Source organism: Nonomuraea sp. NPDC003201 (assembly GCF_053590415.1).
The window spans coordinates 1-11,869 of record NZ_JBSFTC010000316.1 but is presented as its reverse complement, the minus strand read 5'-3'; the positions used below and the strand labels follow the sequence as shown (position 1 = coordinate 11,869).

Annotated in this window: 13 protein-coding genes; 9 read left to right on the top strand and 4 right to left on the bottom strand. The window is 71.3% G+C overall.

From position 1 onward, the window contains the following. Positions 1–149: 149 nt before the first annotated feature. Positions 150–785, bottom strand: a complete 636-nt coding sequence (locus ACWDX9_RS51650) for an MOSC domain-containing protein (RefSeq protein WP_449969080.1) — start codon at positions 783–785, stop codon at positions 150–152. Positions 786–922: 137 nt separating this feature from the next. On the opposite strand from ACWDX9_RS51650, the gene ACWDX9_RS51645 reads away from it, so the two are divergent. The 3 genes from ACWDX9_RS51645 (at position 923) to ACWDX9_RS51635 (ending at position 4,193) form a co-directional block, all read left to right on the top strand. Further along, a complete protein-coding gene (locus tag ACWDX9_RS51645) occupies positions 923–1,411 on the top strand; it encodes a hypothetical protein (protein WP_449969077.1) in 489 nt (162 codons plus the stop codon). Positions 1,412–2,595: 1,184 nt separating this feature from the next. After that, the gene (locus ACWDX9_RS51640; protein ID WP_449969074.1) at positions 2,596–3,489 is read left to right on the top strand and encodes a sensor histidine kinase; all 894 of its coding nucleotides are present in this window, start codon (positions 2,596–2,598) and stop codon (positions 3,487–3,489) included. Further along, positions 3,486–4,193, top strand: a complete 708-nt coding sequence (locus ACWDX9_RS51635; RefSeq protein ID WP_449969072.1) for a response regulator transcription factor — start codon at positions 3,486–3,488, stop codon at positions 4,191–4,193. Before ACWDX9_RS51640 ends, ACWDX9_RS51635 begins: the two co-directional genes overlap by 4 nt. 10 nt (positions 4,194–4,203) lie before the next feature. On the opposite strand, the gene ACWDX9_RS51630 is transcribed toward ACWDX9_RS51635, so the two are convergent. Continuing rightward, positions 4,204–4,452, bottom strand: coding sequence for a hypothetical protein (locus ACWDX9_RS51630; RefSeq protein ID WP_355201822.1), 249 nt, complete (start codon positions 4,450–4,452; stop codon positions 4,204–4,206). 145 nt (positions 4,453–4,597) lie between these two features. Between ACWDX9_RS51630 and ccmA the strand changes: the two genes are divergently transcribed. Together ccmA and ACWDX9_RS51620 are read left to right on the top strand one after the other, a co-directional pair. Further along, complete coding sequence (ccmA, locus tag ACWDX9_RS51625; RefSeq protein ID WP_449969069.1) at positions 4,598–5,221, top strand: heme ABC exporter ATP-binding protein CcmA; 624 nt, start codon at positions 4,598–4,600, stop codon at positions 5,219–5,221. Further along, the gene (locus ACWDX9_RS51620) at positions 5,218–6,720 is read left to right on the top strand and encodes a DUF6297 family protein (protein WP_449969067.1); all 1,503 of its coding nucleotides are present in this window, start codon (positions 5,218–5,220) and stop codon (positions 6,718–6,720) included. Before ccmA ends, ACWDX9_RS51620 begins: the two co-directional genes overlap by 4 nt. Positions 6,721–6,725: 5 nt before the next feature. Here ACWDX9_RS51620 and ACWDX9_RS51615 read toward each other — a convergent pair whose 3' ends face one another. Both ACWDX9_RS51615 and lepA read right to left on the bottom strand, forming a co-directional pair. Continuing rightward, positions 6,726–7,217, bottom strand: coding sequence for a GNAT family N-acetyltransferase (locus tag ACWDX9_RS51615; RefSeq protein WP_449969064.1), 492 nt, complete (start codon positions 7,215–7,217; stop codon positions 6,726–6,728). Positions 7,218–7,245: 28 nt separating this feature from the next. Further along, the gene (gene lepA, locus ACWDX9_RS51610) at positions 7,246–9,072 is read right to left on the bottom strand and encodes a translation elongation factor 4 (RefSeq protein WP_449969061.1); all 1,827 of its coding nucleotides are present in this window, start codon (positions 9,070–9,072) and stop codon (positions 7,246–7,248) included. Positions 9,073–9,128: 56 nt separating this feature from the next. Here lepA and ACWDX9_RS51605 point away from each other — a divergent pair, with 56 nt between their 5' ends. The 4 genes from ACWDX9_RS51605 to ACWDX9_RS51590 form a co-directional block, all read left to right on the top strand. Next, positions 9,129–10,019 (top strand): hypothetical protein, encoded by an 891-nt coding sequence (locus ACWDX9_RS51605; RefSeq protein WP_449969059.1) that lies wholly within the window; start codon positions 9,129–9,131, stop codon positions 10,017–10,019. A gap of 37 nt (positions 10,020–10,056) precedes the next feature. Next, positions 10,057–10,224 (top strand): hypothetical protein, encoded by a 168-nt coding sequence (locus ACWDX9_RS51600; protein ID WP_449969056.1) that lies wholly within the window; start codon positions 10,057–10,059, stop codon positions 10,222–10,224. 171 nt (positions 10,225–10,395) lie between these two features. Beyond that, positions 10,396–10,668, top strand: coding sequence for a 30S ribosomal protein S20 (rpsT, locus tag ACWDX9_RS51595; protein ID WP_449969053.1), 273 nt, complete (start codon positions 10,396–10,398; stop codon positions 10,666–10,668). Positions 10,669–10,864: 196 nt separating this feature from the next. After that, positions 10,865–11,869 (top strand): hypothetical protein (locus tag ACWDX9_RS51590; RefSeq protein WP_449969051.1); only part of this gene is annotated, 1,005 nt, incomplete at its 3' end.

Below are 11,869 nucleotides of genomic sequence, written 5' to 3'. Positions count from 1 at the left end.
ACCGACACCAGCGCGAGGCCGCGCCCTTCGTGGACGTCGCCGGGGATCCCCATGCGCGCCAAGGCCGCACGGAGTTCGTCAGCGGCCAGCCGGACGGGCGGGTGGGACGGGCGGGTGGGACGGGCGGGTGGGACGGGCGGGTGGGCGGCCTAAGATCGTTGGCCGCTGAAAAGGCGCTCGGCCATGCGGTCCCACTCGGCGTCGTGCCCGGGAACGGCCAGGATGCGGCGCAGCGCCTCCTCATCCCCGTGCCGAGCCCGGAACCAGTCCCCCACCGTCACCCCGACCTCGGGCCGCGAGACGACCTCCACATCGTCCCCGACGCCAAGCTCCCCGAGTGAGACCACCCGCAGGTAGGCCCCGGGCCGCCCCGCCGCCGTGAATCGCTTGACCCACCCCGGCTCGTCCATCCAGTTGCGGAACACCACGCACGGGATCCGGGGCCCGCTCACCTCCAGCAAGGCGCTGCCCACCCGCCACCGCTCGCCGATCACAGCCCCTGTGACATCGAGCCCGGACGTGGTGAGGTTCTCGCCGAACTGCCCGTTACGCAGCTCCCGCCCGAGCTCCCCTTCCCACCAGTCGTAGTCCTCTCTTGCGTACGAGTAGACGGCTTGGCCGGGCGAGCCGTGGTGCTTCTTGTCGGCCCGCTCGTCACCCGCGAGCCCGTTGTCCAGTACGGCCACCCGGTGCGTGACCGCCCGCTTGTCGATCGCCGTACGCCCCAGCTTCCCCGCCCACTCAGCCTCGACCGATTGGCCCACATTTACGGAGATAACGCCCATGCTTGGACGGTAACCGAGAGCCTGCTCCCCCAGCGACCCGATTACCTCTCACCTCGATCTCCACCCCAGGGTGGAGATCCGCGCACTCAACCCTCGGGCCGATCCGGTACGCCTTGCCGATCCCTACGGTCAAACCCGTGGAACCCATACTGATCTCTCTCCTCGCCCCCCTCGCCGTGGTGTTCGTGGTCTACCGCCAGATGCAGACCCGTCCCACCGCCAAGCGGGGCATCCTCTACACCGCCGCCTTCATGGTCATCGTCGGCATCGCATCAGGCGGGGTCATCGATCCCCGGCACCTCGCACTCAGCCTCGGTCTGGCCCTGGTGGGGGCCGTCGTCGCCGTCGTCCTGGGCGTGTGGCGGGGGACGACCGTACGGGTGTGGCTGGACGACTCCGGCGTCTCCTGGTCGAAGGCCACGGCCTGGACCATGCTGGTGTGGCTGGCCTCGGTCGCCATCCGCGTCGGCCTGTACTTCGCCGGAGGCGCCCTCGGCCTCGACCTCTCCAGCGGCGGGATCCTGCTGTTCATCGGCCTCACCATCGGCGCCCAGTCGTACGTCGTCGCCCGTAGGGGGCGTGCGCTTTCGAGCATGGACAGGCGACCGGATACCGTCGTGGGGTGATGCGTGCGCCGTACGGAATCGCCCTCGCGCTGCAGCTCGGGGTGATCGCGCTGCTGATCGCGGCCCAGATGGGAGCAACCCCCGCGCCGGGCCTGACCGGCATCGGACTGGCGGTCACCCTCCTGACCGCCGGACTGGGCCTCACCCTGCTCACCACCCTGTTCCTGTCACTACGCGAACGCCGCACCCACCGAGAGGCCCCAAGGAAAGTCTCACGAGGATCCCGGCGGGAGGTCCTCCTGGAGACCCAGCGAGAGGCCCCACGGGGGTCCCGACAGGAGGTCCCGACGGACGCCCAACGGAAGGTCCCGGGGGAAGTCCCGACGGGGGCCCGGCAGGAGGGCCCGCGGGAAATCGCGTCGGAGGCCCCGCAGGAGGACCGGTGGGAGGGCCCCCCGGAGACCCAGCCAGAAGCCTCACGGGAAGACCCATGGGGGGCCCTGACGGAAGCCCGGCGGGAGGTCCCGCTGGAGACCCACCGGGAGGTCTCACGGGCGGCCCGACAGGAGGCCCGACAGGAGGCCCGACAGGAGGCCCGACAGGAGGCGCGGCCCGAGGGCCAGCGGGAGGTCCGGTCTGAAGGCCAACGGGAGGTCCAGCGGGCAGGAGGCTCACCGACGCAGCCGTCAGCGCCGGCCAGCCCATCGCAGCCAGAAGCGCCAGCGCCAGTGCCGGGCAGCCCACCAGAGCCGTCCGCACCAGACAACCCGACGGACCCAGGAGCGCCGGCACCGGGCAACCGACCACAACCGGAAGCCCCAGCGCCAAGCGACCTACCGCAGTCCACATCACCCGCGCTGGGCAACAGACCGAAGCCAGAACCCCCAGCGCCAAGCAGTCCGACGCCGTCAGGGCCAGCAGTACCCGGCAGCTCGCCACCATCGAGGCCAACAGCACCCGACGGCCCGATGCCGTCGGGGTCGCCGGCACCCGGCAGCCCGGCACCATCAGGGCCAGCAGCATCCGGCAGCCCGACGTCCTCGGGGTCACCAACGCCCGGCGGCCCGATGCCGTCGGGGCCGCCTGCGTGGAGCAGGCTGCGGATGCCGGGTGGTGGCCTGGCGGGGGCAGAGGCAGAGGCGGAGGCTGGGTCAGGGTTGGAGGCGGGGCCGGGGTTGGAGGCGGGGCCGGGGTTGGGCGCGAGGTCAGGGTTGGGGGATTTGCGGGCCTTGCGGGTTTTCGGGGTGCCTGTCGCGCTGATCGCCCTCGCCATGGCCGTGGTCCTCTCCATCGCCCTCAGCACCCTGACCGACGGCGGCGCCGCGATCGGGGCTCTGCTCATCTCCGTCAGCCTGGCCGTCACCCGCTTCACCCTGCGTCAGGCGCTGCCCATCGGCCTGCTGGCCGTCGGGGGTCTGGTCGTGGCGGGTGTGATCGCCGACAACCCGGCCCGGGACCTTCCCCTCATCCTCAGCACCTGCCTGATCTTCCTGATCTCGTACGCGGCCAGACAGCGGAAGGCCACCAGGGCCGCCGAGGCGCGAGAGGCCGTGCTCGCGGAACGGGCCAGGATCGCCAGGGAGATCCACGACATCCTCGCTCACTCCCTCTCGGCCCAACTCGTCCACCTGGAGGGCGCCAAGTTGCTGCTGCGCGCGGAGCGCACGGTCGAAGCGCTCGACCGGGTCACCCGGGCCCGCGACCTGGCCAAGTCGGGGCTCGATGAGGCCAGGCGCGCGGTGCAGGCGCTGCGCGAGGACCCGCCCGCGCTCCCCGTGGCGCTGCGCACGCTGGCGGACGACTTCGAGAGCGCCGCCCACCAGGCCTGCACGCTGCGCGTCTCCGGCCCCGAGCACCGCCTGTCGCCGGAGACGGAGCTCGCCCTGGTGCGCACCGCCCAGGAAGCTCTCACGAACGTACGCCGCCATGCCCCCGGCAGCCCGGCCACGGTCGAGCTCGACTTCGACCGGCTCTGGTGCGAGCTGCGCGTCACCAACCCGGCCTCCGCCGAGAAGGGCTCGCCCGGGGGCGGCTACGGCCTCGTGGGCATGCGCGAACGGGCCGAGCTGCTCGGCGGGACGCTGTCGGCAGGCGAACACGACGGCGGCTTCCAGGTGCGCCTGAAGGTGCCGGCATGACCGGGGGTGCCCGGATGACCAGGGTCATCGTGGTGGACGACCAGGCCGTGGTGCGCGAGGGCCTGGTGCTGCTGCTCGGGCTGCTGCCGGACATCGAGGTGGTCGGCTCGGCCGGCGACGGCGAGGCGGCGCTGCGGCTGGTCGAGGAACGGCGGCCGGATGTGGTGCTCATGGACCTGCGCATGCCGCGCATGGACGGCGTGGAGGCCACCGGCCGCATCCGTGCCGGGTTTCCGGACACCCAGGTCGTGGTGCTCACCACGTACTCCGACGACGAGTCCGTCTTCGCGGCGCTGCGAGCGGGCGCGCGCGGCTTCCTCACCAAGGACGCGGACGCCGACGACATCGCCAGGGCCGTCGCCACGGTGAAGCGCGGCGACGCCCAACTCGACCCCACCGTCCAGCGCCGCCTCCTGGACACCATGTCGGCGCCCACGAGGCAGACCCCGGCCACAACCGGAACCATCCCTCCTCCTCCTGGAGTCGTCCGTGACGGCCTCCCCGACGGGCTGACCCCGCGCGAGGGCGAGGTGCTGGCTCTCATCGCCGACGGCCTCTCGAACACCGAGATCGCCGGCCGCCTCTACATCTCGGAGGCCACCGTCAAGACCCACATCAACAACCTCTTCGCCAAGGCGGGCCTGCGGGACCGCGCCCAGGCGGTCTCCTACGCCTTCCGGCACGGGGTGGCGCGCCCGCAGTGAACCCGGCCGGTCAGGCGCGCCTGAGCTGGGACTCGCCGTCGAACCCGGCCAGTTGTAACAACGTCTCCAACGCCGCCTGCCGGGTCTCCTCGACCGAGTCGCCCCGTTCGCCGAAACACTCCGCAGCCACGTCGAGCAGCGCCGCCACCACGACCGCGTCGGGATAGGGCACGTCGACGAGCACGGTGCCGTCGCCTCCCTCCTCTCCCGAAACCAGGTGGAGCCTCAGCAGCCGTCGAGCCTCCTCAGCCACAGCCACCCCCAACACGGCGGCACGCTCGAATCGCTCAGAAGCAATCACGTCACCCTCCAGTCGCACTGGTGTTCGGAATAGAAGGTAGGCGATGGCACCGACAGAAAATCGTCGCGATCGCCTGTGCGATCGGCTGGCTAGGCTCGGATCCGTGTACGACTCGATCATCAGCGTTCACGGCCTCACGGTCGAACTCGGCGGCAACCCCGTGCTGCGAGACATGGAGCTGACCGTGTCACCGGGCGAGATCGTGGCGGTCGTCGGCCCGAACGGGAGCGGCAAGTCGACCCTGCTGCGCTGCCTTGCGGGGCTCCAGCCCGCGACCTCCGGCGAGGTCAGGGTGTTCGGGGAGCCGCCGGCCGACGACGCCGCCTTCTGGCGCCGGGTGGCGATGCTCGGCGACGAGCCCGCCTGGTATCCGGGGCTCACCGCCCGCGAGCACCTGGAGCTCATGGGAGCCGTGCACGCCGAGGCCCGCATGGAGGTGGAGGCGGCGCTGGAGGTGTTCGCGCTGGTGGAGCGGGCGGACGCGCCGCCGCTCAACCTGTCCACCGGGCAGCGCCAACGCCTCTCCCTGGCCTCCGCGCTGCTCAGGCCGAGCACGTTGCTGCTGCTCGACGAGCCGGAACGCGGCCTGGACGCCGGTTTCCGCGCCCGGCTGGCCGATCTGCTCGAGGAGTACGCGGGCGAGGGAGGCACCGTGGTGATGGCCACGCATGATCACGGCCTGGCCGGGCGCGCCCGGCAGGTCTCACCGTCAGGGGTGGACGCATGAGCGGAGCCGACGTAGCGCCTGGGGTGGACGCGGGCAGTGTGCGGGTGGTGCGGGCGTATCTCCGCTCGCGTGGCCCGGCCCGCGGTGGCCTGCTCGATCGGTACGTCGCCGGGTTCGGGCTGGCGATGCTCGCCGCCGTGCTCGGCCACCCGCTCACCACCGTGCTCCAAGGGCTGGCCGGAGCCGCCGATCCCGCTCGCGTGAGCGCGGGAGCGGCCCTGCTCGCGCTGGCGCTGGCCGGTTTCCTGGCCGCGGCCCGCGCGGCGGGACCCGTGATGCTGTCCGCCGCCGACGCCTCCTGGCTGCTGCCCTCGCCGCTGAGCCGGCGGCACCTGCTCGGACGGACCGCCCGGGTGCTGTTCACGGCGGCGGTGGCGGCCGGGCTGCTGCTCGGGCTGGGGCTGGTCGCCGTGCTGGGCGCCCCCGACCAGCTCGTGTGGCGCCTGCTCGGCGCCATGGTGCTGGGCGTCTCGGCGACCGCGGGCGGGATGGCCCTGGCGGTGCTCGGTCAGGCGTCCCAGTCGTGGCAGGTCTGGGTGACGTCCGCGACGGTCGCGCTGCTGGTGGCCGCCGTCGTGACCGTCACCGGGCAGCTGCGCACGGTGCTCGCCGTCGCCGCGAGCGCTCCCTTGTCGGCGGTGGCCGTCGCCGCGGCGGTCGCGGCGGCCTCCTCCGCCCTGCTGGTACGCCACGCGTGGACGTCACTCGACCGCATCCCCACCCGTACCCTCGTCACCGCCTCGACCCGGGCGGGACACGTCGCGAACGCGGCCGTCGGCCTCGACCCCGACGCGCTCACCTGGATAGCGGAGGACAACCACTGGCGGGCCAGGAAGCTCAGCTCGCGGCGGTGGCCGGCGCTGCCCGCACCCCTCGCGCTGGCCTGGCACGACTGGCGCCGGGTGGGCCGCAGGCCGGGTCGGCTGGGGGCCCTGTTCGCGATGTCCGCGTTGCCCGCCGTGCTGGCGCAGGCGGGCGGCGCTCCGGTGACGCTCGGGGCGGCCGTGCTGGCGGGTTCGCTGGCCGTGGCGGCGGTGAGCGTGTCGGGGGCGCGCAGGGACGGCGACAATCCGGCCCTGTCCAGGCTGCTCGGCGTTGACCGCCGCCAGGCGCTCGCGGCCCGCGCGGTGCTGCCCATGCTGCTGAGCGGCGCGTGGGCGACCCTGGGGCTGGCCGCCCTGAGCGCCGGCGGCGCGCTGCCAGGGGCGTGGTGGCTGTTCGGGCCACTGGCGGCACCCGCGCTGGCCGCGGCCGCGCTGCGGATGGCCAGGAGGAGTCCGGTCGACCACTCCATGCCGATCATCGACACCCCGGGCGGCGCGATCCCGACCGGACCGCTGCGCTGGGCGCTCACCGGGGTGGACCTGGCCGTGCTCGGGTGCCTGCCCGCCGTTGCCGCGCTGCTGTCCCCGCCGGGCCCGCTGGGCGGCTTCCTGGCGGCTCAGGCCGTCGCGGGCGCTCTGGTGCTGGTGGGGTACGTGGTCCGCAACCGCGGGTAGGGCGCTCAGGCCACGTACACGACGCTCTCGACGCCCCCGTACGGGATCGTCCGGTCCCTGCGCATGCCCGCCCGCTCCGCCACCTTCAGCGACGCCAGGTTGTCGGGCCGGATGACCGCGACGACGGTCCCGAGCCCCTTGCCGACCCGCAGCGCCGCCTCCACGAGCTCCCCCGCGTACCCGTGACCCCAGGCGGACGGCCGGAACCGGTAGTAAAGGTTCAGCACCTCGTCCCCGCCGACGATCGCGCGGCGCAGCCCCCCGAACCCGAGCACCTCCGGCCCGCCGATCGCCCGCGCGGCCCAGTAGCCTATGCCGCGCTCGGCCCAGTCGGCGAGCCACAGGTCCAGCATGGCGCGGCTGGACACCAGGTCGATGCTGGGGCCCCCGGGGTTGTACACGTTGGTACGGGGGTCGGAGTGAAGCTCATGGACAGCGGTCAGATCGTCGAGCGTGACCCGAGAAAGGACCATGCGCGCGGTTTGCACCACTTCCATGGTTTCAGGGTAGTCGCCCCCGAAAGCCCTACTTCTTCTTGTCGGTGGACGACTCGGTGGACAGCGCGGCGACGAAGGCCTCCTGGGGCACCTCCACGCGGCCGACCATCTTCATCCGCTTCTTGCCTTCCTTCTGCTTCTCCAGCAGCTTCCGCTTACGGGAGATGTCACCGCCGTAGCACTTGGCCAGGACGTCCTTGCGGATGGCGCGGATGTTCTCGCGGGCGATGACCCGGGCCCCGATGGCGGCCTGGATCGGCACCTCGAACTGCTGCCTGGGGATCAGCTCGCGCAGCTTCTTCGCCATGTCGACGCCGTACGTGTAGGCCTTGTCCTTGTGGACGATGGCGCTGAACGCGTCGACCGGCTCACCCTGCAGCAGGATGTCCACCTTGACCAGGTCGGCCTCCTGCTCGCCGGCGGGCTCGTAGTCGAGCGAGGCGTAGCCGCGGGTGCGCGACTTGAGCTGGTCGAAGAAGTCGAAGATGATCTCGCCCAGCGGCAGCGTGTAGCGGATCTCGACCCGGTCCTCGGACAGGTAGTCCATGCCGAGGAGCTGGCCGCGCCGCCCCTGGCAGATCTCCATGATCGCCCCGATGAACTCGGACGGCGCCAGGATCGTCGACTTGGTGACCGGCTCGTAGACCTGCGCGATCTTCCCGCCCGTGGGGAACTCCGACGGGTTGGTGACGGTGAGCTCCTTGCCGTCCTCCATGACCACGCGGTAGACGACGTTGGGCGCCGTGGAGATCAGCGACAGGCCGAACTCGCGCTCCAGCCGCTCCCGCACGATCTCCATGTGCAGCAGCCCCAGGAACCCGACCCGGAACCCGAACCCGAGCGCCGCCGACGTCTCCGGCTCGTAGACCAGCGCCGCGTCGTTGAGCTGCAGCTTGTCGAGGGCCTCGCGCAGCTCGGGGTATTCGTCGCCGTCGATCGGGTAGAGCCCCGAGAACACCATCGGCTTGGGATGCTCGTAACCCGCCAGCATCTCCTGGGCCGACTTGGCCGCCGAGGTGACCGTGTCACCCACGCGCGACTGGCGCACGTCCTTGACGCCGGTGATCAGGTAGCCCACCTCGCCGACGCCCAGCCCCCGCTCGGAGACCTTGGGCTCGGGCGAGATGACGCCGATCTCGAGCGTCTCGTGGGTGGCGGCGGTGGACATCATGAGGATGCGCTCGCGCTTGCTCAGGTGGCCGTCCACGACCCGCACGTACGTGACGACGCCGCGGTAGGTGTCGTAGACGGAGTCGAAGATCAGCGCCCGGGCCGCCGCGTCGGCGTTGCCCACAGGGGCGGGGATCTCCCGGACCACGTGATCGAGCAGCTCGCGCACGCCCTCGCCGGTCTTGCCGGACACCCGGAGCACGTCGGACGGGTCGCAGCCGATCAGCCCCGCCAGCTCCTCGGCGAACTTCTCCGGCTGCGCCGCCGGCAGGTCGATCTTGTTGAGGACGGGGATGATGTGCAGGTCGGCGTTCATGGCCAGGTAGAGGTTGGCCAGCGTCTGCGCCTCGATGCCCTGGGCCGCGTCGACCAGCAGGATCGCGCCCTCGCACGCCTGCAGCGACCTGGACACCTCATAGGTGAAGTCGACGTGGCCGGGCGTGTCGATCATGTTGAGCACGTGACCGTCCCACGGCAGCCGCACGGCCTGCGACTTGATCGTGATGCCCCGTTCGCGCTCGATGTCCATCCTGTCGAGGTATTGAGCGCGCATGGAGCGATCGTCGACCACGCCGGTGATCTGCAGCATCCGGTCGGCAAGGGTTGACTTGCCATGGTCGATGTGCGCGATGATGCAGAAGTTGCGGATCAACGCGGGGTCGGTCTGGCCAGGCTGAGTGCGCACCGAAGTCCGTTTCGACAGGGTTGAGGTCAAGCAGTCTTTCATGGTGACATGCCCGGGTGACTGCCCGAACCGTCATCCGCCGCGGCCTGCGCCTGCTCACGCTTGCCTTGGCCGTCGTAGTCGCGCTGGTCGGCCTCCTCGCCGCCGCGCTCCGCCTCCAGTTTACCGGTGCACCGGCGGCCTGGGCGAAGAGCACGGGCAACGACGCGCTCTGGCTGGGCCACGCGTGGGTGGACGGCCGCCGCACGGAGCGCGACGTCGAGCAGTTGGCGGTACGGCTGCGCGCCACGGGGATCAAGGACGTGTACGTCCACTCCGGCCCTTTCAACTGGGACGGCACCTTAAGCCCAGACAAATACCCCAACGCCGGAAATTTCGTGAAGTGGTTACGCGAGCGCCTCCCCGCGGTCCGCATCTCCGCCTGGCTCGGCCAGTCCGTCAAGAACGGCCTCGACCTCGACGACCCCAAGTCCCGCGAGAACGTCCTGTCCGGCGTCGCCGCCATCATGAAACAGGGCTACGACGGCATCCACTACAACTTCGAGCCGATCGGCGACGGCGACACCGAGTTCCTGGAGCTGCTGGAACGCACCCGCCGGCACACCGGCCTGCTGTCCACCTCCACCCCGCAGATCGAGCCGTACCCGGGCCTGCGCCTGACCGCCAGGGCCCTGCTGTCGCACGACAAGTACTGGTCCCAGGGCTACTTCAAGCAGGTCGTGGACCGCGTGGACCAGGTCGCCGTCATGACGTACGACTCCTTCACCCCCCTGCAGTCCCTCTACGGCGGCCACGTGGCCCGCCAGGCCGGGCTGGCCCTGGACCTGGTGCCCGCCGACAAGGCCCTCTACATCGGCGCGTCGCCGGGCGTGTCCAGGAAGCGGCCGCCGACCCGCACGTTGATGCCGGACTGCTTGCGGGTGTTGTTGTACCAGGCGGTCACGTAGGTGTCCCGGTCCTGCCCCGGCCTACCACGACCACGGCGTGCCCTGGCTCGACAACGCCGAGAGCGTCGCCATGGCCGCCGAGGGCGCCCGGCTCGCGCTGTCGGAGCACGGCCGCCGCGAGCGCTTCGGCCTGGCCCTCTACGTGGACTTCGCCGCCACGGAGGAGGACTGGCACGAGTACGCCACACGGTGGATGATCGGCTAAAGTAGGTTTCCGCGCCGAGCGAGCGCCGAGCATCCGAAACGCCGATGCTCAAGTACGCGTTGATTTGAGAGCCAACCTGAGTTATTGGTATCCTGTTCAACTGCGTGTGGCGCGCCCTCTCTCGAGCCCGCGCGCCCCATCCATCACTCAGACTTTCACCGAGGCTTCTTCGTGGCGAACATCAAGTCCCAGATCAAGCGCAACAAGCAGAACGAGAAGGCTCGCCTGCGCAACAAGGCGGTCAAGTCCTCTCTGAAGACGGCCGTCCGCAAGTTCCGCGAGGCCGCCGAGCAGGGCGACACCGAGCAGGCCGCCGTGCTGCAGCGGGTCGCTGCCCGCCAGCTCGACAAGGCCGTCAGCAAGGGCGTCATCCACAAGAACCAGGCTGCCAACCGCAAGTCCGCGATCGCCAAGCAGGCCGCGGCGCTGGCCGCCGCCAAGTAGGCCGGCCGCCAGGCAGAACGCCTGGCACAGGAAACGCCGCACTCCCTCCGGGGGGTGCGGCGTTCTCGTTTTCGCACCTTTTTGTCACAGTTTCGATATCACACGCCCGTATCGGGTGCGTCACCGTTCCAAAGATCGCCTTGCCCCGCTGCCCGAACCTGCCCGAAGGTGCACTAAAACGGGCGAAGGGGGACACATGCGGGGGCCGTTGGTCGTCAAACGTGCGCTCAGCGAGCCGCTGCTCCTCCTGGCCGCCTTCGGCTCGATCCTCCTGGCCACGACCACGCTGGTCGCGCTGACCATGTACGCCTCCTCCATCGCGGACGCCGGTGTCCGCAGGACGATGGAGACGGCCTCGTACCGCCAGACCGCCGCCACCGTCAGCGCCCCCGTGACGGCCGAGACGTTCCCGAAGTTCGACCGGTCGGTACGCGCCGAGTTCGCCAAGGCCTACGCACGGCCGCCCGCCGTCACCACCAGCTTCCGCTCCGACTCCTACGTCATGCCGGGCCAGGACGCCCAGGAGCGGCCCGAGCTGCTCAGGTTCGGCAGTTACGACGGGCTCGACCAGCACGCCAGGCTCGTCTCCGGCTCCTGGCCGCGCGCCGGCGGGGACGGGGTGGAGGCCGCGATCTCGCTGTCGGCGGCCTCGGCGACCGGGCTCAAGGCGGGGCAGGAGTTCACCACGAAGGGCCGCCTCGACCCCCGGCCGGTCACGGTCCGCGTCGTGGGCGTGTTCCAGCTCAACGACCCGTTCGGCGAGCGGTGGGCGGGTGAGCAGCTGCTCAGCCGGGGTGTGGAGCGCGGCGAGTTCACCACGTACGGGCCGCTGATGGTGCCGCGCGAGACGTTCGTCGCCCGCTTCGCCACGAGCGTGAACGCGACCTGGACCGCCGTACCCGACCTGCGCACGCTCACCCCCGCCCAGCTGCGCCCGCTGGCCGGAGCGATCGACCGGCTGGGCGAGCGGCTCAAGGCGGCCGGCTGCGGCAGCTGCGTGGCCGCCAGCCGCCTGCCCGAGATCCTGACCCAGCTCGACACCGCGTCCCTGGTGGCGCGCTCCACGATGCTGATCCCGGTGCTGCAGCTGCTGTTGCTGGCCGCGTACGCGCTGATGCTCACCGCCCGCCTGCTCGCCGACCACCGCCGCATGGAGGTGGCGCTGCTGCGCTCGCGCGGCGCGGGCACGGTGCGGCTGGCC

Coding starts and splice junctions, on each gene's coding strand:
- ACWDX9_RS51635 (WP_449969072.1), top strand. CDS start 3,486: ATGACCGGGGGTGCCCGGATGACCAGGGTCATCGTGGTGGACGACCAG.
- ACWDX9_RS51620 (WP_449969067.1), top strand. CDS start 5,218: ATGAGCGGAGCCGACGTAGCGCCTGGGGTGGACGCGGGCAGTGTGCGG.
- ACWDX9_RS51615 (WP_449969064.1), bottom strand. CDS start 7,217: ATGGAAGTGGTGCAAACCGCGCGCATGGTCCTTTCTCGGGTCACGCTC.
- ACWDX9_RS51650 (WP_449969080.1), bottom strand. CDS start 785: ATGGGCGTTATCTCCGTAAATGTGGGCCAATCGGTCGAGGCTGAGTGG.